This window comes from Cedecea selenatireducens (assembly GCF_042138895.1).
GTDB classification, from domain to species: domain Bacteria; phylum Pseudomonadota; class Gammaproteobacteria; order Enterobacterales; family Enterobacteriaceae; genus Cedecea; species Cedecea selenatireducens.
Genome location: NZ_JBHIKW010000003.1, coordinates 431,046 through 454,261, shown reverse-complemented (window position 1 = coordinate 454,261; position 23,216 = coordinate 431,046). Strand labels below are relative to the sequence as shown.

The 23,216-nt window shown below is 55.5% G+C and carries 21 protein-coding genes; 12 read left to right on the top strand and 9 right to left on the bottom strand.

Annotation, left to right across the window (positions count from 1 at the left end):
• Both ACE38U_RS07615 and ACE38U_RS07610 read right to left on the bottom strand, forming a co-directional pair.
• A complete protein-coding gene (locus ACE38U_RS07615) occupies positions 1 to 1,386 on the bottom strand; it encodes a diaminobutyrate--2-oxoglutarate transaminase (protein WP_375529425.1) in 1,386 nt (461 codons plus the stop codon).
• A gap of 414 nt (positions 1,387 to 1,800) precedes the next feature.
• Positions 1,801 to 2,661, bottom strand: a complete 861-nt coding sequence (locus ACE38U_RS07610) for a LysR substrate-binding domain-containing protein (protein WP_375529424.1) — start codon at positions 2,659 to 2,661, stop codon at positions 1,801 to 1,803.
• Positions 2,662 to 2,765: 104 nt separating this feature from the next.
• Here ACE38U_RS07610 and ACE38U_RS07605 point away from each other — a divergent pair, with 104 nt between their 5' ends.
• The 4 genes from ACE38U_RS07605 (at position 2,766) to modA (ending at position 5,322) form a co-directional block, all read left to right on the top strand.
• The gene (locus ACE38U_RS07605) at positions 2,766 to 3,098 is read left to right on the top strand and encodes a carboxymuconolactone decarboxylase family protein (RefSeq protein ID WP_052048994.1); all 333 of its coding nucleotides are present in this window, start codon (positions 2,766 to 2,768) and stop codon (positions 3,096 to 3,098) included.
• The gene (locus tag ACE38U_RS07600; protein ID WP_038476639.1) at positions 3,099 to 3,485 is read left to right on the top strand and encodes a tautomerase family protein; all 387 of its coding nucleotides are present in this window, start codon (positions 3,099 to 3,101) and stop codon (positions 3,483 to 3,485) included. It begins immediately after the preceding gene.
• Between the two features lie 80 nt (positions 3,486 to 3,565).
• Entirely contained in the window at positions 3,566 to 4,618 is a 1,053-nt protein-coding gene (locus ACE38U_RS07595; RefSeq protein ID WP_176981228.1) for an ABC transporter substrate-binding protein, read from the top strand.
• Positions 4,618 to 5,322 (top strand): molybdate ABC transporter substrate-binding protein, encoded by a 705-nt coding sequence (modA, locus tag ACE38U_RS07590; protein WP_176981227.1) that lies wholly within the window; start codon positions 4,618 to 4,620, stop codon positions 5,320 to 5,322. The genes ACE38U_RS07595 and modA overlap by 1 nt, the downstream gene beginning before the upstream one ends.
• Positions 5,323 to 5,377: 55 nt before the next feature.
• Here the strand turns inward: modA and ACE38U_RS07585 are convergent, their stop codons facing one another.
• Entirely contained in the window at positions 5,378 to 5,659 is a 282-nt protein-coding gene (locus ACE38U_RS07585) for a YjcB family protein (protein ID WP_176981226.1), read from the bottom strand.
• A gap of 439 nt (positions 5,660 to 6,098) precedes the next feature.
• Between ACE38U_RS07585 and pdeC the strand changes: the two genes are divergently transcribed.
• Positions 6,099 to 7,697, top strand: coding sequence for a cyclic di-3',5'-guanosine monophosphate phosphodiesterase PdeC (gene pdeC / locus ACE38U_RS07580; protein WP_038476625.1), 1,599 nt, complete (start codon positions 6,099 to 6,101; stop codon positions 7,695 to 7,697).
• Here the strand turns inward: pdeC and soxS are convergent.
• Positions 7,688 to 8,011: a superoxide response transcriptional regulator SoxS gene (soxS, locus tag ACE38U_RS07575; protein WP_038476622.1), complete on the bottom strand. Its 324-nt coding sequence runs from the start codon at positions 8,009 to 8,011 to the stop codon at positions 7,688 to 7,690. The genes pdeC and soxS overlap by 10 nt on opposite strands.
• A gap of 80 nt (positions 8,012 to 8,091) precedes the next feature.
• On the opposite strand from soxS, the gene soxR reads away from it, so the two are divergent.
• The 4 genes from soxR to ACE38U_RS07555 all read left to right on the top strand — a co-directional run bounded on the left by soxR (position 8,092) and on the right by ACE38U_RS07555 (position 13,015).
• Positions 8,092 to 8,547, top strand: a complete 456-nt coding sequence (gene soxR, locus ACE38U_RS07570; RefSeq protein ID WP_038476619.1) for a redox-sensitive transcriptional activator SoxR — start codon at positions 8,092 to 8,094, stop codon at positions 8,545 to 8,547.
• Positions 8,548 to 8,856: 309 nt separating this feature from the next.
• Complete coding sequence (locus tag ACE38U_RS07565) at positions 8,857 to 9,525, top strand: glutathione S-transferase family protein (RefSeq protein ID WP_176981225.1); 669 nt, start codon at positions 8,857 to 8,859, stop codon at positions 9,523 to 9,525.
• A 344-nt stretch (positions 9,526 to 9,869) separates the two neighbouring features.
• On the top strand, positions 9,870 to 11,219 hold the full coding sequence (gene ghxP / locus ACE38U_RS07560; protein ID WP_038476613.1) for a guanine/hypoxanthine transporter GhxP: 1,350 nt from the start codon (positions 9,870 to 9,872) through the stop codon (positions 11,217 to 11,219).
• A 149-nt stretch (positions 11,220 to 11,368) separates the two neighbouring features.
• The gene (locus ACE38U_RS07555; RefSeq protein ID WP_176981224.1) at positions 11,369 to 13,015 is read left to right on the top strand and encodes a Na+/H+ antiporter; all 1,647 of its coding nucleotides are present in this window, start codon (positions 11,369 to 11,371) and stop codon (positions 13,013 to 13,015) included.
• A gap of 5 nt (positions 13,016 to 13,020) precedes the next feature.
• On the opposite strand, the gene ACE38U_RS07550 is transcribed toward ACE38U_RS07555, so the two are convergent.
• Positions 13,021 to 13,920, bottom strand: coding sequence for a LysR family transcriptional regulator (locus ACE38U_RS07550; protein WP_038476608.1), 900 nt, complete (start codon positions 13,918 to 13,920; stop codon positions 13,021 to 13,023).
• Between the two features lie 101 nt (positions 13,921 to 14,021).
• On the opposite strand from ACE38U_RS07550, the gene ACE38U_RS07545 reads away from it, so the two are divergent.
• Together ACE38U_RS07545 and ACE38U_RS07540 are read left to right on the top strand one after the other, a co-directional pair.
• On the top strand, positions 14,022 to 14,447 hold the full coding sequence (locus tag ACE38U_RS07545) for a CidA/LrgA family protein (RefSeq protein WP_038476605.1): 426 nt from the start codon (positions 14,022 to 14,024) through the stop codon (positions 14,445 to 14,447).
• Positions 14,440 to 15,129 (top strand): LrgB family protein, encoded by a 690-nt coding sequence (locus ACE38U_RS07540; protein WP_176981223.1) that lies wholly within the window; start codon positions 14,440 to 14,442, stop codon positions 15,127 to 15,129. The genes ACE38U_RS07545 and ACE38U_RS07540 overlap by 8 nt, the downstream gene beginning before the upstream one ends.
• Before the next feature lie 39 nt (positions 15,130 to 15,168).
• Here ACE38U_RS07540 and actP read toward each other — a convergent pair whose 3' ends face one another.
• The 3 genes from actP to acs all read right to left on the bottom strand — a co-directional run bounded on the left by actP (position 15,169) and on the right by acs (position 19,167).
• Positions 15,169 to 16,818, bottom strand: a complete 1,650-nt coding sequence (gene actP, locus ACE38U_RS07535) for a cation/acetate symporter ActP (protein WP_176981222.1) — start codon at positions 16,816 to 16,818, stop codon at positions 15,169 to 15,171.
• Positions 16,815 to 17,129 (bottom strand): DUF485 domain-containing protein, encoded by a 315-nt coding sequence (locus ACE38U_RS07530; RefSeq protein WP_061275976.1) that lies wholly within the window; start codon positions 17,127 to 17,129, stop codon positions 16,815 to 16,817. The genes actP and ACE38U_RS07530 overlap by 4 nt, the downstream gene beginning before the upstream one ends.
• A 79-nt stretch (positions 17,130 to 17,208) precedes the next feature.
• Positions 17,209 to 19,167, bottom strand: a complete 1,959-nt coding sequence (gene acs / locus ACE38U_RS07525) for an acetate--CoA ligase (RefSeq protein ID WP_038476593.1) — start codon at positions 19,165 to 19,167, stop codon at positions 17,209 to 17,211.
• Positions 19,168 to 19,593: 426 nt separating this feature from the next.
• Between acs and gltP the strand changes: the two genes are divergently transcribed.
• On the top strand, positions 19,594 to 20,907 hold the full coding sequence (gltP, locus tag ACE38U_RS07520) for a glutamate/aspartate:proton symporter GltP (protein WP_176981220.1): 1,314 nt from the start codon (positions 19,594 to 19,596) through the stop codon (positions 20,905 to 20,907).
• Between the two features lie 103 nt (positions 20,908 to 21,010).
• Here gltP and fdhF read toward each other — a convergent pair whose 3' ends face one another.
• The gene (gene fdhF / locus ACE38U_RS07515; RefSeq protein ID WP_375529443.1) at positions 21,011 to 23,158 is read right to left on the bottom strand and encodes a formate dehydrogenase subunit alpha; all 2,148 of its coding nucleotides are present in this window, start codon (positions 23,156 to 23,158) and stop codon (positions 21,011 to 21,013) included.
• Between the last annotated feature and the right edge of the window lie 58 nt (positions 23,159 to 23,216).

Here is a 23,216-nt window from a genome sequence, read left to right as displayed (position 1 = left end):
TCAGACAGCTTTTGCGCCAGCGGCTAACAAGGCTTTTTCAAATTTGCTCAGGAAAATTTCCAGCTCGTCGTCGCTGATAAGCAGGGACGGCAGCAGGCGTAGCACGCAGCCGTTACGGCCACCGCGCTCCAGAATCAGGCCCGCTTCGAAGCATTTTTTCTGGATCAGGGCAGACAGCGCGCCGTCCGCAGGGTAGCAACCCATATGATCCTGCGCCTCGTCTGGCTTCACGATCTCAATGCCGAGCATCAGGCCCAGGCCGCGAACGTGGCCGATAGCCGGGTAGCGTTTCTGCAGCGCGATCAGTTTGCCTTTCAGCCATTCGCCCTGAGCGGCAACTTTGTCAGCGACGTTGTTGTCTTTCAGGTACTTGAGGGTGGTCAGGCCGGTAGCCATCGCCAGCTGGTTGCCGCGGAAGGTGCCGGTGTGGTGACCTGGTTCCCAGGCATCGATCTCTTTTCTCAGGCCCAGCACGGCCAGCGGCAGGCCGCCGCCAACGGCTTTGGACATCACGATGATGTCTGGCTCAATGCCAGCGTGTTCGTAGGCGAACAGCTTGCCGGTACGGGCAAAGCCAGCCTGAACTTCATCGATGATCAGAACGATACCGTGCTCTTTGGTCACTTTACGGATGCGCTGCAGCCACTCGGCAGGCGCCGGGTTCACGCCACCTTCGCCCTGTACGGCTTCGAGGATCACGGCCGCAGGTTTGCGCACGCCGCTTTCAACGTCGTTGATCAGGTTGTCGAAGTAGTAGGTCAGCGCTTTCACGCCAGCGTCACCGCCAATGCCCAGCGGGCAGCGGTACTCGTGCGGGTAAGGCATGAACTGCACTTCCGGCATCAGGCCGTTGATGGCCGCTTTCGGAGACAGGTTGCCGGTCACGGATAGCGCGCCGTGGGTCATCCCGTGGTAGCCGCCGGAGAAGCTAATAACGGCGCTGCGGCCGGTGTGTTTCTTCGCCAGCTTGATAGCGGCTTCTACCGCGTCCGCGCCGGATGGGCCGCAGAACTGCAGGCAATATTCTTTACCCTGGCTCGGCAGTAAAGAGAGCAGGTATTCTGAGAACTCGTCTTTTAACGGGGTAGTCAGATCCAAAGTATGTAACGGCAAGCCGCTGGTAATGACGTTTTGGATGCTTTGCAGGATGTCAGGGTGGTTGTGGCCAAGCGCCAACGTGCCCGCACCGGCCAGACAGTCAAGGTAACGGTGACCTTCAACGTCGATGATCCAGGCGCCCTGGGCTTTGGCTATAGCGAACGGTAATTTGCGCGGGTAACTTCTGACATTCGATTCGAATTCAGCCTGTCGTGCCAAATAGGTTTCGTTGGTAGCGTTTGCAGATTGTGCATCTAAAGTATCAATACGGACTTTATCCGTCATCATATCTCTCCTACAACCGTCGGCATGAGCGCAGCGGCTGAATTAAGTAAACATACTCGTCATGCTTCAAGTTGAAACTCGAATTATCCAGAGTATAAATGTCGTTTAGGGTGCATAAAACGCCGCCAATATATGGCTTTTTACCCCCCCGCTCAACGATTAATTTTTTCCGATTTTTTTAATTTAAAATCAATGTATTGGAGATGCTTTTGACCGGTATCCAGACATCCGATCTCTTTACTATTGGCAATGGCAGGAAAAAAAGTCCCGTTAAAGGCCTAATTTGGCGTATTGAAACGGTCTGGACAGACCAGATTTCGAGGATTAGAAATAATTAACAACAAAAAATTACTCCGGGACATTCATTGGCAACAGGGGTTTCACTTTTTGTGCATAAGCAGGCCGTTGCCGGGGGCTTTAACGGCAAAAAGCCATCACCTGTTCTTCAATAATGGTCGCCAGAAAATCCAGAACCGGGTTAGGTGCCGGTGAAGATCGTTGCAGGCAAATACCCAGGGGCGGCAGCGAAGGGAGCGAGCGGAGAGTTGTCAGGTCAGCAGGTTTCCCTACCAGCGTGCGTGGCGTCACGCCTAACCCGGCTCGTGCTGCCGCCCAAAGGCCGTTCAGGCTGCTGCTGGTAAAGGCTATTCTCCAGGGGAGTCCCGCAGCATCTAAGGCTTCAATAGCACGACTTCGCAGAATACAGGGCGTATCAAAAGTCACTAAAGGTAGCGGTTCACCCTGGACGATACAGTCTTCCATCCGTGCTGCGGAACCTATCCAGTGCAGCGGAATTTTACCTATTTCATTCTCTACGGGAGCCGACGGCGTTTGCCAAAACAAGGCCATATCCAGCTGCGAATGACCTACCGCAGACTCCAGCTCTGCATTTCGTGCGATGCGTGCCTCAACCATCACCGCGGGATGAGCCCGGCTAAATGAGCCGAGGATCTCAGTCAATATGCCTTCACCAAAGTCCTCCTGAAAACCGACGCGCACATGCCCACTCAATGGCGTGCCGACGATCGCCGCCATCGCCGCGTCATTCAGTTCCAGCAGACGTTTGGCGTAGCTCAGGACAATTTCGCCTGCTGGCGTCAGCGCCAGGCCCCGACCCGCTTTTTTGACCACGGGCGTGCCGACCTGCTCTTCAAGTTTCTTGAGCTGAGCGCTGACGGCTGACGTCGATCGCCCCAGCCGTTCGGCCGCACGGGCAAAGTTGCCCAGCGTAATGCCGGTAACAAAAGTCCGCAGTACATCGAGATCTAAGTGGGTCATTGAGGATAGTCCTGAAAAACGGGATGGTTGGTCAAAAAGTATCTGATTTTTGGAATGATATTCGATGAGTATGCTGAGGCTGTCAACATCACTCAGGAGGCTCTATGAGCGAAACATCAGATGAAATTCAACGGGTTTTGAGTCGGGCGCCAAAACTCGCCAGCATGAGTAACGAACTGTTATTTAAAGATATCTGGGAAAGGCCTTTGCTCAATAAACGCGAGCGTAGCCTGATTACCGTGGCGGCGCTGCTGGCGCTGTACCGGCTGGAGCAGCTCCCCATTCATTTCGAACTGGCGGGCAAACATGGCGTAACCCACGAGGAATTAAGCGAACTGATTACCCATCTTGCCTTCTACGCAGGTTGGCCTGCCGCCCATAGCGCTTTAAAAGTGCTGGACGCAGTAATAGTCGCGGATAGTCAGGAGGAAAAATAAATGCCGGTTCTCCACCTCACTTTACTTAAAGGCAAAAACGAGGCGTACCTGGACGCGGTTTCGTCCAGCGTACAGCAGGCGCTGGTCGAGGCTTTTGAGGTCCCGGCAGCCGACCTGTTTCAGGTCTTTCACGAGTCAGAGAAGTCGGCGCTGCGGTTTGATCGCCATTATATGGCGGGACCGCGTAGCGATAATTGGCTGCTGATTGAGATAACGGCGGGTAAGCCGCGGAGTATTGAGACGAAAAAGCGTTTCTACCAAACCCTCACTGAAAAGCTGGCGGCGGCTCCCGGCATTCATCCCAACGACGTGATGGTGGTGATTCGCCACAATTCTTCTGAAGACTGGTCGTTTGGTGGAGGTGTTGCCAGCCTGCACCGGGAATAGTTCCTACCCCTTAAAATCGCTGGGCGCGGGGGAGTCATCGCTGTATATTTTTATACACAACGATCATAAGGACTCCCACCGTGAACCTATTTACCCGCCGCCTGACGTTAGGCGCCCTGTTAGTACTTTCCCCGCTCGCCGCGTTGGCGAACCGCACCATCACTGACCAGCTTGGCCGCCAGGTCACTCTCCCCGATGAAGTTGACCGCGTGGTGGTGCTCCAGCATCAGACGCTCAATCTGCTGGTACAAATGAACGCCACCGACAAAGTGGTCGGCATTCTTGCCAACTGGAAGCAGCAGCTTGGCAGCGGCTATGCTCGCCTGGCGCCGGAGCTTGAGCACAAAGCCCAACTGGGGGATTTAACCAGCGTGGACACCGAGAAGCTGGTGGCGCTGCATCCTCAGGCGGTGTTTGTGACCAACTACGCGCCAAAAGAGATGATCGACGGCATCAGCAAGCTTGGCATTCCGGTTATCGCCATTTCGCTGCGTCACGATGCGGCGGGCGAGCAGGACAAGTTAAACCCTTCTATGGGCGATGAAGAGCAGGCCTACAATCTTGGCCTGAAAGAGGGCATCGAGCTGATTGGCGAAGTGGTTAATAAAGAGAAGCAGGCGAAGGCGCTGATCGATGCCACCTTTGCCGGGCGCAAGCTGGTTAGCGACCGCCTGAAAGATATCCCGGAGAGCCAGCGCGTGCGCGCCTACATGGCTAACCCCGATCTGACGACCTACGGCTCCGGGAAATATACCGGCCTGATGATGGCTCACGCGGGCGCGCTAAACGTGGCGGCATCAACCGTAAAAGGCTTCAAGCAGGTGTCGATGGAGCAGGTGATCGCCTGGGATCCGCAGGCGATCTTCGTGCAGGATCGTTATCCGAAAGTGGTGGATGAGATCGTCCACAAGCCCGAGTGGCAACCGATCGATGCGGTGAAAAACCATCAGGTCTGGCTGATGCCAGAATACGCCAAGGCCTGGGGCTACCCGATGCCGGAAGCGATGGCCATCGGTGAACTGTGGATGGCGAAAAAGCTTTATCCGGCCAGATTCAAAGATATCGATATGAAGAAAGTGGCCGACAGCTGGTATCAGCGCTTTTACCGTACGCATTATGAAGGGGTGGAGTAATGCCTTTGCAGGTGCTGGCGGCTGGAAGCCTGCGGCGGGTCTGGCCGCCGCTAATGGCGGAGTTCGAACGGCAAACCGGTATCTTAACGGAAACGCAATTTGCCCCTGCGGGGATGCTGAGATCGCGTATTGAAGCCGGTGAAAACTGCGCTCTGTTTGCTTCGGCGAACATGGCGCACCCTCAGACGCTGTTGGCGCAGGGTAAAGCGCTGGCGGTTCAGCGGTTTGCCGGAAATACGCTCTGCCTGACGGCGGCGGCGCACTGTGTTGATGCGCAAAGCAGCTGGCTAACGCTGTTAAGCAATCCCGCGTTGCGCATCGGCACGTCTACGCCGGGGAGCGACCCTTCCGGGGATTATACCTGGCAGCTTTTTGCCAGATTAGAAGCTGAATTTGGCATCGCATTGCGCTCGAGGGCTCTGCGGCTGGTTGGCGGGCCGGGCACGCAGGCAGTGCCTGACGGTATGCTCGCCGCGCAGTGGGTTATTTCTGGCGGGCAGGCCGAGCTGATGATTGGCTATCGCAGCTACGCTGCAGCGCTGAAGTCTCACCGGGAGCTGCGGGTATTTGAGATCCCGTCTGACTACAATATTCAGGCCGATTACGGGCTGGCGTTGTGCGATGCACGAGCGGAGCCGTTGCAGGCTTATCTGACCTCGAGCACCGCGCGGAAGCTGCTGATGCAATACGGTTTTGGCGCCTGAAGCCTGAAAACAAAAAACCGCCGATAAAGGGCGGTTATTTTTATGCTTCTGCCCGTTAAGGCATCATGGTCGGCCATTCGGGTGGCATTCTGGCAATAATGTCGACCAGCCCCGTTTTAAACGAATCCCAGATGACAGGGAAGTCCCCGAGCGTCAGGCCAAGCAGCCCCATGGCGAACCAGCACGACGCGGCAACACCTAACCCACTGCAAATAAAGGCCAATGCGCGGGAGTCTGACCGGCGGAACTGAATATTTAAACTGCTTGCCAAAAACATCAAAACCGCGCTGAGCAGCGGCCAGCGCATCAAAATAACGCCGGTGGTGATTGTTGCCATGAACCTTATTCCTCAAAAGCTGCAATTTAGTTTTTTGTTGCACTTATAATGTGAAGTCTATCACTTTTGCGCGTTAAATCGCCAGCTTTGTGGTGGTTTTTTGCCCGCTTTGCTGGGGCGGCGAGCGGTGTTTTTTAGGCGAAATGGCTGGCAGGAGGTGTGAACATTTTGTTTATCTGACGTTTACCACAATTTCGTTTAAATAATCATTCCCTGCTGCTTTAACCCCAGAAAAACTCATATTAGTGCGGTGGGTGAAATCTTAAGCTAAACGGCATCCCGGTTAATCTTATCTCATTGTTGCGCAAATTAATTTCCATGGAGTTAACGGCTGAAGGCTATTGCTAAAGCCTGCTTTATGATGCAACGTAATCGGCGGTCATCAGGTTGTTCCTTTAAGGCATAAACAGGCGCATAAAAGCAGGGTCATGTGAGCATCATGGTGAGACGAGTTTATCTTAAGGTATTGCGTACCTCAGGTTTTGTCCTGATGGTTTGCCTGCCGATAATGCTGGCGATCTATTTTGCCCACGTGCGCGCAACCAGCGACACCCAGCAGCATCTGCACTCTTTCGGCAAACTGGTGATGGAAAAAACGGAAATTGTCATCAGCCATGTTAATGAGGCCCGCAGCGAAGCAGAACGTTTTTCAGGGGAAATATGCAGCCCTAAGCATATGGCAAATATGCTGGATATCGTGCGTGGTAAACTATTCGTCGCGGATTTAATTTACATCCGGGGCGATAAGATGCTGTGCTCTACCAGCTACAAGCCTTTAAAATCGCTGCCTGCTCCGCTGCCTTCTTATACCCGCAAACCGGACGTCGCAATCTATTATTATCTGGATACGCCGTTTTATGCCGGGCATAAAATGACCTATATGCAACGCGGGAATTATATGGCGGTGATTAACCCGCTGAGCTGGTCAGAAGTGTTATCCGAAGATGACTCACTGATTTACGGCGTATACGACACGGTGACCCGCAGCTTTTTCTCTTTGAGCCCCGGCGCTGACAGCGATCTGCTGCATCGTTTTATTCTGCGCAAAGAGAAAGCGTTTACTCAGGATGACCGCTTTTACACCATCGACCAGTCGGCTAAAAGGCCGATTGCGGTGATTGTCTCAACCTCCGAAACGCTGTTTAATCGCCAGTGGTATCACCAGCTTACTCTTACGCTTCCGCTCGGCGTTATTTGCAGCCTGCTGATTTTAATGATGTGGTCCCGTACCCGTCAGCAGTTAAATTCACCGCGCCGCATGCTATTAAGGGCGCTGGCCAGAAAGCAGCTAAAACTTCACTATCAGCCCATTATTGATATTCAAAACGGCTATTGCGTGGGGGCAGAAGCGCTGCTGCGATGGGTAAATTTTAACGGGCAAACCATCAGCCCTGGGACGTTTATTCCGCTGGCAGAATCTGAAGGTCTGATTCACAAAATATCTGACTATGTTGTTGATGCCGTATTTAAAGATTTTGGCGAATTTCTTGCCGACCATCCGGGACTTTATATTTCGATTAATCTTTCGGCATCCGACTTCCACTCCTCGCGCTTAATAACCGTACTTTCCGAACGAATTAAAACCTATAACATTCGGCCAGGGCAGATAAAAATCGAGGTCACCGAACGAGGGTTTATAGATGTTGAAAAAACCAGACCGGTTATTCAGGAATTCCGCAACGCAGGCTTTAAGGTTGCAATCGATGACTTCGGCACGGGTTATTCGAATCTGCATAACCTGCAGTACCTTAACGTCGATATTCTAAAAATCGACAAAAGCTTTATTGATTCCCTCGCCAGCGAACGAGCCAGCCATTTGCTGGTGGAGCACATAATTGAAATTGCCCACAGCCTGAACCTGACGACGATTGCCGAAGGGGTCGAAACCGAAGCACAGGTGGCCTGGCTGGTCGATCACGGCGTGGAGTACTGTCAGGGCTGGTATTTCGCGAAAGCGCTGCCGCCGCAGGAATTTATCGCCTGGCTGTATACGCCAGGCGGTATCAACCTTGCTTCGGCACCGGGTATTCAAGCCTGATGGCGGTAATCCGTTGGCGTGCGGTCAAACTCACGGCGGAAGACGCGGGAGAAGGTCTGCTGTGAGACGTAGCCGTAGTCCATCGCAATATCAAAAATAGGGCGCTGGGTGGTGCGCAGCGCCGTGGCGGCCATCAACAGACGGCGCTGGCGGATATAGTCGCCCAGCGTTTGGTGCATCACGGTACGGAACATGCGCTGTAAGTACCATTTTGAATAACCAGATTTTTTTGCCACCACGTCGATGTTCAGCGGCTGGTCAATATGTTCATCAATCCATTCAGTCAACGTATAAATGATGTCCTGGTGAGCCATGAGTCGTCCTCATTTCCGGGTTAGCTTGTTTCGTTGAGCCGGAGTATAATTCCTCAAGTTAACTTGAGGTAAAGAGCATTATGGAAAAGAAATTGCCCCGAATAAAAACGCTGTTAACGCCCGGTGAAGTGGCGAAGCGCAGCGGCGTGGCCGTCTCCGCGCTCCACTTTTATGAAAGCAAAGGCCTGATTAAAAGCACACGAAACTCAGGTAATCAGCGACGTTATCAGCGTGATGTGCTGCGTACGGTGGCGATAATCAAAATCGCCCAGCGCATCGGCATTCCGCTCAGTACCGTTGGCGACGCCTTTGGCGTGCTGCCCGACGGGCACTCAATCAACAAAAACGACTGGAAGAAGCTTTCGTCGCAATGGCGCGAGGAATTAAATCACCGCATTGATACGCTGACCGCGCTGCGTGACGAGCTGAACGGCTGCATTGGCTGTGGCTGTTTATCCGGGGCGGATTGCCCGCTGCGTAACCCCGGAGACAAGCTGGGCGAGCAGGGGACTGGCGCACGGTTGCTGGAGGATTAGCATTAGCTTCCAGACAAAAACTAAAGCGCCACAAGGGCGCTTTAGTTGTTTTCCGGTCTTTGTCTTTCGCTCTATCCCGTTCTGACAGGAGGGTTTCCCCCGACGTCGGCACCCCTCGATAACGCTTACACATACATACGTACATACTTCACTGACTTTGGAGGTTCCGGTCTGCACCGACAATTTAAGTGTAGGTCCGCCCCTTCACTTTGCAAGGTCAATTGGTCTTTTTTTGTTCATTTTTTTGACATGTGATTCGCGGCCGACTTTCCTATAGTTATTCCATTTGGCTAAACATAGGGTTACCCCATGCTAACGGTTCATCACCTCAATAACTCTCGCTCCCAGCGCGTACTTTGGATGCTGGAAGAGCTGGCGCAGCCCTACCAGATCGTGCGTTACCAGCGGGAGCCCACCATGCTCGCTCCGGAAGCGTTGAAAAAGATTCATCCGCTGGGTAAATCGCCGGTGGTGGAAGATAACGGCCATATCCTCGCCGAGTCAGGCGCGATTCTTGAATACCTGCAGGAGGCCTACGATAGCGAAAGCCGCCTGAAGCCGCAGGAGATTGACGACAAGATCCAGTACCGCTTTTGGCTGCATTACGCGGAAGGATCGTTGATGCCGCTGCTATTAATGAAGCTGGTGTTTGGCAGCCTCGGCAAAGCGCCGGTTCCCTGGCCGTTACGCCCGGTGGGCAAAGCGTTGGGGCAGGGCGTGCAGAAAGCCTGGCTCAACAAGCAAATCGCCACCCATGCCCGCTTCATTGAAGATTACCTGAAGCAGAACCGCTGGTTTGCCGGGCCGCAGTTTAGTGCGGCAGATATTCAGATGAGCTTCCCCGTGGCCGCGCTCCTGGCACGAGGTGAGGTGAACGATATGCCGCACACTCAGGCATGGATGAAAAATGTGCAAACACGTCCTGCCTGGCAGCGAGCGCTGAATCAGGGTGGCCCTTTTGAGATCCCCGGCACGTGATCGCCGCGGGGATAAAAGGAGAGAAAGCCAGCCCGATAATTTACGATTTTGTTGCGAAATTGCGCATTGACGATAACGTTTGCGCACCATGAGGCGATTAATTCATCAGCTGAGCACATTTTCCGCGAAAAGGGCAAAAGTTAAGTTGAAAATCCCGTCAGGAAGGCTGGATAATCGTTTGCTTTCATTCTGTGACACCGATTTGTCCGTGTGGAGTTAAACGATTGCTTTTTTGTGACACCCCTTTGTCACAATCGTAGCGCAGGGAGACAACGTTTAACTGGCAGCGGGTTGTCCACCACCCGGGCAAACGTCATTCTAAAAATCTCAGGGGATTTTTCACTATGTCTACACCTTCTCCGCGTGCCGGCGGTTCGCTCGACGCCTGGTTCAAAATTTCTGCACGTGGCAGTAACGTGCGTCAGGAAGTTGTCGCCGGTCTGACGACCTTCCTGGCCATGGTCTACTCCGTCATCGTTGTGCCGGGCATGCTCGGTAAAGCGGGTTTCCCACCAACGGCGGTCTTCGTGGCGACCTGCCTGGTGGCGGGCGTGGGCTCCATCGTTATGGGCCTGTGGGCCAACCTGCCTCTGGCTATCGGCTGCGCCATCTCGCTGACCGCCTTCACCGCCTTTAGCCTGGTACTCGGCCAGCACATCAGCGTGCCGGTCGCGCTTGGCGCGGTGTTCCTGATGGGCGTCCTGTTTACCCTTATCTCTGCCACCGGCATTCGTAGCTGGATTCTGCGCAATTTGCCGATGGGCGTGGCGCACGGCACCGGGATTGGTATCGGCCTGTTCCTGCTGCTGATTGCCGCAAACGGCGTCGGCCTGGTGATTAAAAACCCGCTGGACGGGCTGCCGGTTGCGCTGGGCCATTTCGCCAGCTTCCCGGTTATCATGTCGCTGATTGGCCTGGCAGTGATCATCGGTCTGGAAAAACTGAAGGTGCCGGGCGGCATTCTGCTGACGATTATCGGCGTGTCCATCGTTGGCCTGATTTTTGACCCGAACGTTCACTTCTCCGGTATCTTCGCCATGCCGTCGCTGAGCGATGACAAAGGCAACTCGCTGATTGGCAGCCTGGACATCATGGGCGCGCTGAACCCGATTGTGCTGCCAAGCGTGCTGGCGCTGGTGATGACCGCGGTGTTTGACGCCACCGGGACTATCCGTGCAGTTGCCGGTCAGGCAAACCTGCTGGACAAAGATGGCCAAATCATCGACGGCGGCAAAGCGCTGACCACCGACTCCCTGAGCAGCGTGTTCTCTGGCCTGGTGGGCGCAGCCCCGGCAGCGGTTTATATCGAGTCTGCAGCGGGTACGGCAGCAGGCGGTAAAACCGGCCTGACCGCGATAGTCGTTGGCGTGCTGTTCCTGCTGATCCTGTTCCTGTCTCCGCTTTCCTATCTGGTACCTGCCTACGCCACGGCGCCTGCGCTGATGTATGTTGGCCTGCTGATGCTGAGCAACGTTGCCAAAATCGACTTTGCGGACTTCGTGGATGCGATGGCCGGGCTGATTACTGCGGTATTCATCGTGCTGACCTGTAACATCGTGACCGGCATCATGATCGGCTTTGCTTCTTTGGTTATCGGCCGAGTGGTATCCGGTGAATGGCGCAAGCTGAACGTCGGTACCGTGGTTATCGCCGTTGCGCTGGTGGCGTTCTACGCCGGCGGCTGGGCTATCTGATTTTCAATTCGTGCGGGTTGCGCTCTGTAACCCGCCGCTTTTGCCCACTTCGGGTATTTCCGGTTCCAATGTGATGAAAAAAGTTGTTTTATTATTAAAACAACCTCCAAAGGTGACGCTTCAAATCACACATCACGTTCAGGGAAAACATGGAAATTTTCTTCACAATCTTGATTATGACCCTCGTGGTCTCCCTCTCTGGGGTGGTAACACGTATGTTGCCGTTTCAGATCCCGCTGCCGTTAATGCAAATCGCCATTGGGGCCCTGCTTGCCTGGCCGCACTTTGGCCTGCACGTCGAATTTGACCCTGAACTGTTCCTGGTCCTGTTCATTCCGCCGCTGCTGTTTGCCGACGGCTGGAAGACGCCAACCCATGAGTTTCTGCACCATGGCCGGGAAATTATTGGCCTGGCGCTGGTGCTGGTGCTGGTCACCGTGGTCGGCATCGGGTTCCTGATTTACTTCCTGGTACCGGGTATTCCGCTGGTGCCTGCTTTTGCGCTGGCCGCCGTGCTGTCACCGACGGACGCCGTGGCGCTTTCCGGCATCGTGGGCGAAGGGCGTATTCCTAAGAAAATCATGGGCATTTTGCAGGGCGAAGCGCTGATGAACGACGCCTCCGGCCTGGTGTCCCTGAAGCTTGCAGTGGCGGTCGCCATTGGGGCGATGGCCTTTAGCGTTGGCGGGGCATCGCTCGAATTCTTCAAGGTTGCCGTGGGTGGCCTGCTGGCGGGTATCGCGGTCAGCTGGCTGTACGGGAAATCGCTGCGCTTGATGAGCCGCTGGAGCGGCGATGAACCGGCAACTCAGATTCTGCTGCTGCTGCTGCTGCCGTTCGCTTCTTATCTGATTGCCGAGCATATCGGGGTTTCCGGCATCCTGGCCGCAGTGGCCGCAGGGATGACCATCACCCGCTCCGGCGTTCTGCGCAGCGCGCCGCTGACTATGCGCCTGCGTGCGAACAGCGTCTGGGCGATGCTGGAGTTTGTATTTAACGGCATGGTCTTCCTGCTGTTAGGCCTGCAGTTGCCGGGTATTCTCGAGACGTCCGTCGCGGCGGCCAATGCCGATCCGAACGTTGAACTGTGGATGCTATTCCTCGACGTCGGGATGATTTATTTCGCGCTGATTGCGGTGCGATTCCTGTGGCTGTGGTCGATGAAGCGCATCAGCCTGCGCTTTATGAAAAAACGCCCGCTGGAGTTCGGCTCCTTCACTACCCGCGAGCTGGGTATCGCCTCTTTCGCCGGCGTGCGTGGGGCGATTACCCTGGCCGGTGTGCTGTCTATCCCGCTGTTCCTGAACGACGGCACGCCATTCCCGGCGCGCTATGAACTGATTTTCCTCTCCGCAGGCGTGATCCTGTTCTCGCTGTTTGCCGGGGTTATCATGCTGCCGATTCTGCTGCGAAACGTTGAGGTAGGGGATAAGTCTTTAGCGCGTAAAGAAGAGCGTCTGGCCCGTTCCGCGACCGCCGAAGTGGCGATTGTCGCTATCCAGAAAATGGAGGAACGGCTGGCCGTCGACAGCAAAGAGAACATCGACGACCAGCTGCTGAAAGAGGTGAGTTCGCGGGTTATCGGCAACCTACGCCGCCGCGCAGACGGGCGCAACGACGTCGAAAGCAGCGAGCTTGAAGAAAACCTTGAGCGCCGCTTCCGCCTGACGGCGCTGCGTTCGGAGCGCGCCGAGCTTTACCATCTTCGCGCCACGCAGCAAATCAGCAACGAGACCCTGCAGAAACTCCTGCACGATCTCGACCTGCTGGAAGCGCTGCTGATCGAGAAAGAGTAACCGCGTTAGTTCTGGCCGGTTTCAATCTCCGGCCAGAACTCCTTGCAGCAATCAATCCACGCCTGCGCGCTCTGCGAAATATAAACCCCTTCACGCCAAATCATTCCTAACTGCCAGCTTAGATTACTGTTTAGCGGCAGCCACATCAGCGTGGCGTGGTCGAGCTTGCGGCAAATTGGCTCCGGCAGCACGGCAATCCCCACGCCGCCCTGAACCATCGCCGCCAGAAAATCCCACTGCCCGCTGCGCACCGCAATACGCGGGGTGAAGCCGTTGTCGGCAAACAGCTGCATAAGCTGGCGGCTAAGGGAGAAATCTTCGTTGTAGATAAGCAGCGGGTGTTCGGCCAGCTCGGCCGGGTCAACGCTTGTGCGGCCAATCCACGGGCCGGAGCGGGGCACCAGCACGCAGAGCGGATGGCGGAACAGCGGCATTACCGTCAGTGCGTCTTCGTCTTCTATCGGCATCGCCGTCACCGCGAGATCGAGGTCGCCGTTGAGCACCGCCTGCTGCACCGTCAGGCCGCCGAACTCGGAAATCTTAAACTCCACGCCGGGATAGCGGTGCTGATACACGCCTATCGGGCCGGTCATCAGGGTGCCGACCATCGGTGGAATGCCAAGACGCAGCACGCCGTTGGTGAGCTGTTTGATGTCGCTTAGCTCGGCCTCAAGCTGGCGAAACTCGGCCAGAATTGCCAGCCCGCGCTGGAACACCACCTGGCCGGTGTCGGTCAGCAGCAGGCGGCGGCCGTCGCGGATCAGCAGCGTGCAGTTCAGCTCATCCTCAAGGTTACGCAGCATTTTACTGATGGTGGGCTGCGTGACGAACATCTTCTCCGCCGCACGAGTGAAGCTCTGCTGGCGTACAACCTCAACGAAATAACGCAGCGTTCTGATGTCCATAACTATTCCCATTAACTATACCTGCAATGATTTTAATTCATTTCAGTAGCGATGAACCGCTCTCTATAATTGGGGCTGGTATTTTTTCTGGAGCACACATCATGGCTTTGGCGTTAGGTCGTTTTACGCCTGCTGTAATTCATAGCCTGCGCGTCCCTGTGCAGGTGGCCCTGTACGCCGGGCTTTTTGTTTTTGCCGAGCAGCTGGTCACGTGGGGGCACCTGCCGCTGCCAGCGAATCTGGTGGGAATGCTGCTGCTCCTGGCGCTGATTGTCTGCCGCATCGTGCCGCTGAAGTGGGTCAGGGAAGGGTCAAAATGGCTGCTGGCCGAGATGCTGCTGTTCTTTGTCCCGGCGGTGGTGGCCGTGGTGAACTACTCGCAGTTGCTGATGGTGGAAGGCTGGCGCATTTTTGCGGTGATCGCGGTCAGCACCATGCTGGTGCTGGCCAGTACGGCTTTTGTGGTGGAAAAAGTTTACCGCTTTGAGCTGGCTCGCGAAGCCCGCAGGCAGTCCCGCAATGACTAATTTTCAGCTCAGCGTGCTGTGCCTCGTGGTTACTCTGGTCTTCTACTTCGCCAACAAACGCCTGTATCGCCGCTTTCGTAAATTGCCGCTGATGCCGCTGGTCTTTACGCCGGTGCTGCTGGTGGGAATGCTTGTTTTCGGGCACATCTCTTACAGTAACTACATGGGCGAGGCGCACTGGCTGCTGTGGCTGCTCGGGCCTGCCACCATCGCTTTTGCGGTGCCGGTTTATGACAATCTCAGGATAATTAAACGCCACTGGATGTCGCTTTCCGCAGGCGTGCTGACGGCGATGATTGTGGCGGTAACCAGCTCGATTTGGCTGGCCCGCTTATTTACCCTGCCTGACGGCATTCAACGCAGCCTCGCGGTGCGCTCGATTACCACGCCTTTTGCCCTGGCGGCAGCTAAGCCTATCGGCGGTGAGCCTGAACTGGTGGCACTGTTTGTGGTGATCACCGGCGTGTTTGGCATGGCGGTAGGCGACATGCTGTTTCTGCGCCTGTCGATCAGGGAAGGGATAGCCAAAGGTGCCGGATTCGGTGCGGCTTCTCACGGCGCGGGCACCGCACGCTCTTACGAACTGGGGCCGCAGGAAGGGGTGATTGCCAGCCTGGTGATGATGCTGTCCGGCGTGGTGACGGTTCTGGTCGCGCCGCTGGTCAGCTGGCTGATGTTTTAACCTACCGGGGCAGACATAGCCCCGGTAAGCGCTTACTAACTAGTGAGCCCGCCCCTGATCGATACCGATGCCGGTTTGAGAACGAATAAACTGCGCGCGGAACTTCTCACGCTCCAGCTTACCCTCTGGCGTGTTATCGGTAATCGAGAACAGCCAGATGCCGACAAACGCAACCAGGATCGAGAACAGCGCCGGGTATTCGTACGGGAAGACCGCTTTTTCGTGGCCGAGAATTTGCACCCAGATTGTTGGGCCAAGAATCATCAGCACGACAGCGGTCAGCAGGCCAAGCCAGCCGCCGATCATTGCGCCGCGCGTGGTCAGCTTCGACCAGTACATCGACAGCAGGATAATCGGGAAGTTACAGCTTGCGGCAATGGAGAATGCCAGCCCCACCATAAAAGCAATGTTCTGTTTTTCAAACAGAATGCCCAACAGGATAGCCACCACGCCCAGCACCAGAACGGTGATTTTCGATACTTTTAACTCATCACGTTCGGAAGCGCCTTTGCGGAAGACGTTGGCGTAAAGGTCGTGAGATACCGCCGAAGCGCCCGCCAGCGTTAACCCGGCCACAACCGCGAGGATGGTGGCGAAGGCAACCGCAGAGATAAAGCCGAGGAACAGGTTCCCGCCCACGGCATCTGCCAGGTGAACCGCCGCCATGTTGTTGCCGCCAATCAGCGCGCCCGCCGCGTCTTTAAATGCTGGGTTAGCACCTACTAACATAATGGCGCCAAAGCCGATGATAAAGGTCAGGATGTAGAAGTAACCCATGAAACCGGTGGCGTAAAACACGCTCTTACGCGCTTCGCGGGCGTCGCTCACGGTAAAGAAGCGCATCAGAATATGCGGTAAACCAGCGGTGCCAAACATCAGGCCGAGGCCCAGAGACAGCGCAGAAATGGGGTCTTTCACCAGCCCGCCAGGGCTCATGATGGCCGCACCTTTAGGGTGAACCGCCATCGCCTCATTGAACAGGTTGTTGAAGCTGAAGCCGACGTGCTTCATCACCATAAACGCCATGAAGCTTGCGCCGAACAGCAGCAGCACGGCCTTGATAATCTGTACCCAGGTGGTGGCCAGCATGCCGCCGAACAGAACGTACATCACCATCAGCACGCCCACCAGCACCACGGCGATGTGGTAATTCAGGCCAAACAGCAGCTCGATAAGCTTCCCGGCGCCGACCATCTGGGCAATCAGGTAAAGGGCAACCACCACCAGCGAGCCGCAGGCGGACAGCGTGCGGATTGGGCCCTGCTTGAGGCGATAAGACGCCACGTCGGCGAAAGTATAACGGCCCAGGTTACGCAGGCGTTCGGCTATCAGGAACAGGATAATCGGCCAGCCGACCAGGAAGCCCAGCGAATAAATCAGGCCGTCATAACCCGAGGTATACACCAGCGCGGAAATCCCGAGGAACGAGGCGGCCGACATAAAATCACCGGCAATGGCCAGGCCATTCTGGAAGCCGGTGATATTGCCGCCTGCGGTGTAATAGTCGTTGCGGGAGCGAACGCGTTTGGACGCCCAGTAAGTGATATACAGCGTCAGAGCGACGAAAATCAGGAACATGATGATCGCCTGCCAGTTGGTTGGCTGGCGCTGCACGTCGCCGGTTATCGCATCGGCGGCGAAGGCTCCGGCCGGCAGCAGAGCGGCAAAAACCGCAAGAAAACGTTTCATTTAACCCCCACTTCACGCAGCACTTCGTTGTTCAGGCGGTCAAATTCGCCGTTAGCACGCCAGACATAAATCCCGGTGAGCAGGAAGGAAATAACGATAACGCCGATGCCGATAGGGATGCCTCGCGTGACGCTGGTACCGTCATGAAGCGGGGTGCCAAGCCACGCGGGCGCGAAGGCAATCAGCAAAATAAAACCAACGTAAATCACTAACATAATCAGTGACAGAATGGCGGCAAACCGTTGCCTTTTGGAAACCAACTCCCTGAAATGCGCACTGCTTTCTATCCGCTGATAAATGGTGTCATTCATCACAGAATCTCCAGAGGTTTTTGTAGGGTAGGTATTTGTAGTTATTCCCTCTCCCGGAAGGGAGAGGGGGAGAACAAGGTTACGAAGGTATGGTTAACGCCTGTTTTTCTTCCAGCAGTTTTTCTACCACGCCAGGATCGGCGAGGGTGGAGGTATCGCCCAGATTGCTGGTGTCACCGGAGGCAATCTTGCGCAGGATGCGACGCATGATCTTGCCGGAGCGGGTTTTCGGCAGCGAGTCGGTCCAGTGCAGTACATCCGGCGTGGCAAGCGGGCCAATCTCTTTACGTACCCAGTTGCGCACCTCGGCGTACAGCTCCGGCGTCGGCTCTTCGCCGTGGTTCAGCGTCACGTAGGCGTAAATCGCCTGGCCTTTAATGTTGTGTGGAATGCCCACCACGGCGGCCTCGGCAATCTTCGGATGGGACACCAGCGCCGACTCGATCTCTGCGGTACCAAGGCGGTGGCCGGACACGTTCAGCACGTCGTCCACGCGGCCGGTTATCCAGTAATAGCCGTCTTCGTCCCGGCGCGCGCCGTCACCGCTGAAATACATATTTTTGAAGGTGGAGAAGTAGGTCTGCTCGAAGCGCTCATGGTCGCCAAACAGCGTGCGCGCCTGGCCCGGCCAGGAATCGGTAATGGTCAGATTGCCTTCGGTGGCGCCCGGCTGCGGGTTGCCTTCATTATCGACCAGCGCGGGCTGAACGCCAAAGAACGGCTGGGTAGCGGAACCGGCTTTCAGCTCGGTTGCGCCAGGCAGCGGGGTGATCATAAAGCCGCCGGTTTCCGTCTGCCACCAGGTGTCCATCACCGGGCATTTCTCATTGCCGATGTGCTTCCAGTACCACTCCCAGGCTTCCGGGTTGATAGGCTCGCCCACGGAGCCAAGAATGCGCAGCGAAGAGCGGTCTGTGCCTTCGGTGGCCTTATCCCCTTCGGCCATCAGCGCGCGGATGGCGGTTGGCGCGGTGTAGAGAATATTCACCTTATGTTTGTCGACCACCTGCGCCATGCGGTTTGGCTTCGGCCAGTTAGGCACGCCCTCAAACATCAGCGTGATCGCGCCGCAGGCCAGCGGGCCATAAAGCAGGTAGCTGTGCCCGGTGACCCAGCCCACGTCCGCCGTACACCAGTAGACGTCACCCGGATGGTAATCGAAGACGTATTTAAAGGTGCTGGCGGCGTAAACGAGATAGCCACCGGTGGTGTGCAGCACGCCTTTAGGCTTGCCGGTAGAGCCGGAGGTATAGAGGATGAACAGCGGATCTTCGGCGCTCATTTCGACCGGCTGATGCTGGTCGCTGGCTTTCTCCACCAGCTCGCTCCACCACAGGTCACGGTTCTGGTGCCAGTCGATTTTGCCGCCGGTGCGTTTCAGCACGATAACGTGCTCGACGGTTTTCACATTTGGATTTTTAAGCGCGTCATCCACGTTCTTTTTCAGCGGGATGGAACGCCCGGCGCGTACGCCTTCGTCGGCGGTGATCACCAGCCGGGAGCTGGAATCGATGATGCGCCCGGCCACGGCTTCCGGCGAGAAACCGCCAAAGATGACGGAATGCACGGCCCCAATGCGTGCGCAGGCGAGCATCGCGACGGCGGCCTCAGGCACCATCGGCATATAAATGGCGACAACATCCCCTTTTTTAATCCCCAGCTCGACCAGCGTATTGGCAAAACGGCAGACATCGCGGTGCAGCTCGCGGTAGGTGATGTGTTTGCTCTGGGTTGCGTCATCGCCTTCCCAGATAATGGCGGTTTGATCGCCTCGTTCTTCCAGGTGTCGGTCGAGGCAGTTTGCGGCTAAATTCAGCGTACCGTCCTCATACCACTTAATAGAGATGTTTCCCGGCGCGAAAGAGGTGTTTTTCACCTTTTTGTAGGGTTTTATCCAGTCGAGGATTTTTCCCTGCTCGCCCCAAAACGCATCGGGATCCTGTATCGACTGCTGATACAGGGCCTGGTACTGCTCCGGGTTTATCAGGCAACGGTCCGCAATGTTTGCGGGAATAGCGTGTTTGTGTATTTGGCTCATGGCTTTTTTTCTCCTTTAGGATGTTAATAATATGTCACACAAACGTTAATTGTAGGGGTATAGGCAGCTTTGTTTACTTTTTGGGCGGCAGATCACGCATTAAAATAATCGCGCAAAAAATGTTCAAACAGATGAATCATAAGAAATAATTACCGGAGTGACTTAATTCTAAAAACAAATAATGAAAATTTTTCCATAACAATAAGTTATATCCACGGATGTGATGAAAATCCTGCTTATCAGCGTTAAGTCAGTGCATAACCTTGAAAATGAAGAGTTGCGCAGCAGGCTATCGGGATGGTACTCATACGGAGCTTTAAAAAACCCCGCTTAACACCTGACGTTTGTCATACCCCCTTTCAGTTTGTGACCTTCTCCTGAGTCAACAGCATGGGAATGGCGTTTTTTTGAGGAACTGTAGTCGTTATGAAAAACTTTAAAATCAGCCTGGCCTGGCAAATTTTGCTGGCGCTGGTGCTGGGCATTATCCTGGGAAGTTTTCTTCATTATCAAAGTGATAGCCGTGAGTGGCTGGTCGCTAACCTGCTTTCACCGGCGGGCGATATCTTTATCCACCTGATCAAAATGATCGTCGTGCCGATTGTGATTTCCACCCTGGTGGTTGGGATCGCCGGCGTTGGCGACGCCAAACAGCTCGGCCGCATCGGGGCAAAAACCATCATTTATTTCGAAGTGATCACGACGGTTGCCATCATTCTGGGCATTACGCTCGCGAATGTGTTCCAGCCGGGCCACGGCATAGATATGTCGCAGCTTGCTACCGTGGATATTTCGAAATACCAGCATACTGCCCAGGATGTTCAAAGCCATTCTCACGGCCTGATGGGCACCATTCTGTCCCTCGTGCCCACCAACATCGTCGCGTCGATGGCGAAGGGCGAGATGCTGCCGATCATCTTCTTCTCGGTGCTGTTTGGCCTTGGGCTGTCGTCGCTGCCGGCCACGCATCGTGAACCGCTGGTGACCGTTTTCCGCTCCATCTCTGAAACCATGTTCAAAGTGACGCACATGGTGATGCGCTATGCGCCGGTTGGCGTCTTTGCGCTTATCTCGGTGACCGTGGCGAACTTTGGCTTTGCCTCGCTTTGGCCGCTGCTGAAGCTGGTGGTGCTGGTGTACGTGGCGATTGCCTTCTTCGCATTTGTAGTGCTGGGCGCCGTGGCGCGGCTGTGCGGGCTGAAAATCACTATCCTGATGCGCATTCTGAAAGATGAACTGATCCTGGCGTTCTCTACCGCCAGCTCTGAAAGCGTACTGCCGCGCATCATCGAGAAGATGGAAGCCTATGGCGCTCCGGCGTCGATCACCAGCTTTGTGGTGCCGACGGGTTATTCGTTTAACCTCGATGGCTCCACGCTGTACCAGAGTATTGCGGCGATTTTCATCGCACAGCTGTACGGCATCGAGCTGTCGCTGTGGCAGGAAATCATCCTGGTGCTGACGCTGATGGTGACCTCAAAAGGGATTGCCGGCGTGCCGGGCGTCTCCTTCGTGGTGCTGCTGGCAACGCTTGGCAGCGTCGGTATTCCGCTGGAAGGACTGGCGTTTATTGCCGGTGTTGACCGTATTCTGGATATGGCGCGTACCGCGCTGAACGTGGTCGGCAACGCGCTGGCGGTGCTGGTTATCGCCAAGTGGGAACACAAATTCGACCATAAAAAAGCCCTGGCCTATGAGCGTGAGCTTTTTGGGAAATTTGACAGTAAAGCGAGCAGTTAAGTAAAGCCCCTCACCCCGGCCCTCTCCCCAAAGGGGCGAGGGAGGAAAACATGTTCTTTATCCCCTCTCCCCTATGGGGAGAGGGTTAGGGTGAGGGGATGTATTACCCCCTCGCGCTCTCGCGCAGACGGGCCTTCAGCTTGCTGTACTCATCAATTACATACTGCTCGGCGGCTTGCTGATCGGCAATCGGCTCGACGCGCACGGCGCAGTACTTGTACTCCGGCGTTTTGGTTATCGGGCTAAGGTTCTCCGTCACCAGCTCATTACAGGCACCAATCCACCACTGATAGGTCATGTACACCGCGCCTTTATTCGGACGCTCGCTGACCGCAGCCCGGGTGATAACCCGGCCTTTACGCGAATTCACCCAAATCAACGCTTCATCTTCAATGCCCAGACGGGCGGCATCTTCGACGTGGATTTGTGCATAACCCGGCTCATCGGCCAGCGCGGCCAGGGCGGCACAGTTGCCGGTCATTGAACGGCAGGAGTAGTGGCCGACTTCACGCACCGTGGAAAGCACCATCGGGTACTCGTCGGTGATGCGATCGATAGGCGGTGCCCAGTCGCAGGTGAAGAACTGCCCCAGGCCGTTAGGACGCTCGAACTTGCTCTCATAAAGATAAGAGGTGCCCTGGTCCGCGTCGGAAGTGTCCCGGCAAGGCCACTGGATATAGCCCAGCTCGCCCATCTTCTCGTAGGTCGCACCATAGAAATCTGGGCACAGATGACGCAGCTCGTCCCAAATTTCCTGGGTGTTGCTGTAGCGCATCGGGTAGCCCATGCGGGTGGCGATTTCGCTGATAATCTGCCAGTCCGTTTTGAGATCCCACTTCGGCTCAACCGCCTTAAAGAAGCGCTGGAAGCCACGGTCGGCGGCGGTGAAGACCCCTTCATGCTCGCCCCAGGAGGTTGACGGTAAGATAACGTCTGCCTCGGCGGCGGTTTTGGTCATGAAGATGTCCTGCACAATCACCAGCTCAAGTCCGGCAAACGCTTTGCGCACCGCAGAAAGCTCGGCATCGGTTTGCAGCGGATCTTCACCCATAATATAGGCGGCACGGACTTCACCATGTTCTACGCGGTGAGGCAGTTCGCTGATGCGGTAACCGTTGGCTTCCGGCAGCGCGTCAACGCCCCAGGCAGTAGCAAATTTGCTGCGGGTTTCCGCGTCACGAACGTACTGGTTACCGGGGAACATATCCGGCAGTGCGCCCATATCGCAGGCGCCCTGCACGTTGTTCTGGCCGCGAACCGGGTTCACGCCCACGTTAGGTTTGCCAAGGTTGCCGGTCATCAGCGCCAGGCTGGTGAGCGAGCGCACGGTTTCCACGCCCTGGTAGAACTGGGTCACGCCCATGCCCCACAGGATGGTGGCCGTTTTGGCTTTGGCATACATACGCGCGGCCGCACGGATCTCCCCGGCGCTAACGCCAGTGATTTCTTCGACGGACTCCGGCGTGTAGCCTTCAACGATTTTGCGATACTCCTCGAAGCCTTCGGTACGAGCCGCTACGAAAGCGTGGTCGTAAAGGTTCTCTTCAATAATGACGTGGCCAATCGCGTTCAGAAGCGCGATGTTAGAGCCGTTTCGTAACCTCAAATGCATGTCGGCAATGCGCGCGGTTTCAATTTTGCGCGGATCGACAACGATAATCTGTGCCCCTTTCTGCTTCGCTTTAATCACGCGATTAGCCACGATAGGGTGTGAATCTGCCGGGTTGTACCCGAACACAAAGACTAAATCAGTATCCTCAATCTCGACGATAGAGTTACTCATCGCGCCATTACCGACCGACTGGTGCAGACCTGCAACCGATGGGCCGTGTCAGACACGTGCGCAGCAATCGACGTTATTGGTTCCAATAACGGCGCGCGCAAATTTTTGCATTACATAGTTGGTTTCATTGCCGGTCCCGCGTGAGGAGCCGGTGGTTTGAATGGCGTTAGGGCCATACTTGGCTTTGATCTCGCTCAGACGAGAGCTGACATAGTCCAGCGCTTCATCCCAGGAAACCGCTTCCAGCTTGCCGCCGCGCTCGCGGCGAATCATCGGGGATTTCAAACGCGGAGTAAGGATTTTGGTGTCGGTGATAAAGTCCCACCCGTAATAACCCTTCAGGCACAGGTCGCCCTGGTTGGTTTTACCCTGTGCGCCTTCCGCCTTGACGATTTTGCCGTTATCCACCACCAGGTTTATCTTGCAACCCGAGGCGCAATAGGGGCAAACCGTGACGACTTTTTTCATCATGTTGCTCCAGTCAATGCTGTCATTTAAGTGCGGCGATAAATGCAAACCGCCTTGC

Bases quoted from the DNA above. Each gene is read 5' to 3' on its own strand.
- ACE38U_RS07615 (WP_375529425.1), bottom strand. From the start codon at position 1,386: ATGATGACGGATAAAGTCCGTATTGATACTTTAGATGCACAATCTGCA.
- ACE38U_RS07610 (WP_375529424.1), bottom strand. From the start codon at position 2,661: ATGACCCACTTAGATCTCGATGTACTGCGGACTTTTGTTACCGGCATT.
- ACE38U_RS07605 (WP_052048994.1), top strand. From the start codon at position 2,766: ATGAGCGAAACATCAGATGAAATTCAACGGGTTTTGAGTCGGGCGCCA.
- ACE38U_RS07600 (WP_038476639.1), top strand. From the start codon at position 3,099: ATGCCGGTTCTCCACCTCACTTTACTTAAAGGCAAAAACGAGGCGTAC.
- modA (WP_176981227.1), top strand. From the start codon at position 4,618: ATGCCTTTGCAGGTGCTGGCGGCTGGAAGCCTGCGGCGGGTCTGGCCG.
- ACE38U_RS07585 (WP_176981226.1), bottom strand. From the start codon at position 5,659: ATGGCAACAATCACCACCGGCGTTATTTTGATGCGCTGGCCGCTGCTC.
- pdeC (WP_038476625.1), top strand. From the start codon at position 6,099: ATGGTGAGACGAGTTTATCTTAAGGTATTGCGTACCTCAGGTTTTGTC.
- soxS (WP_038476622.1), bottom strand. From the start codon at position 8,011: ATGGCTCACCAGGACATCATTTATACGTTGACTGAATGGATTGATGAA.
- soxR (WP_038476619.1), top strand. From the start codon at position 8,092: ATGGAAAAGAAATTGCCCCGAATAAAAACGCTGTTAACGCCCGGTGAA.
- ACE38U_RS07565 (WP_176981225.1), top strand. From the start codon at position 8,857: ATGCTAACGGTTCATCACCTCAATAACTCTCGCTCCCAGCGCGTACTT.
- ghxP (WP_038476613.1), top strand. From the start codon at position 9,870: ATGTCTACACCTTCTCCGCGTGCCGGCGGTTCGCTCGACGCCTGGTTC.
- ACE38U_RS07555 (WP_176981224.1), top strand. From the start codon at position 11,369: ATGGAAATTTTCTTCACAATCTTGATTATGACCCTCGTGGTCTCCCTC.
- ACE38U_RS07550 (WP_038476608.1), bottom strand. From the start codon at position 13,920: ATGGACATCAGAACGCTGCGTTATTTCGTTGAGGTTGTACGCCAGCAG.
- ACE38U_RS07545 (WP_038476605.1), top strand. From the start codon at position 14,022: ATGGCTTTGGCGTTAGGTCGTTTTACGCCTGCTGTAATTCATAGCCTG.
- ACE38U_RS07540 (WP_176981223.1), top strand. From the start codon at position 14,440: ATGACTAATTTTCAGCTCAGCGTGCTGTGCCTCGTGGTTACTCTGGTC.
- actP (WP_176981222.1), bottom strand. From the start codon at position 16,818: ATGAAACGTTTTCTTGCGGTTTTTGCCGCTCTGCTGCCGGCCGGAGCC.
- ACE38U_RS07530 (WP_061275976.1), bottom strand. From the start codon at position 17,129: ATGAATGACACCATTTATCAGCGGATAGAAAGCAGTGCGCATTTCAGG.
- acs (WP_038476593.1), bottom strand. From the start codon at position 19,167: ATGAGCCAAATACACAAACACGCTATTCCCGCAAACATTGCGGACCGT.
- gltP (WP_176981220.1), top strand. From the start codon at position 19,594: ATGAAAAACTTTAAAATCAGCCTGGCCTGGCAAATTTTGCTGGCGCTG.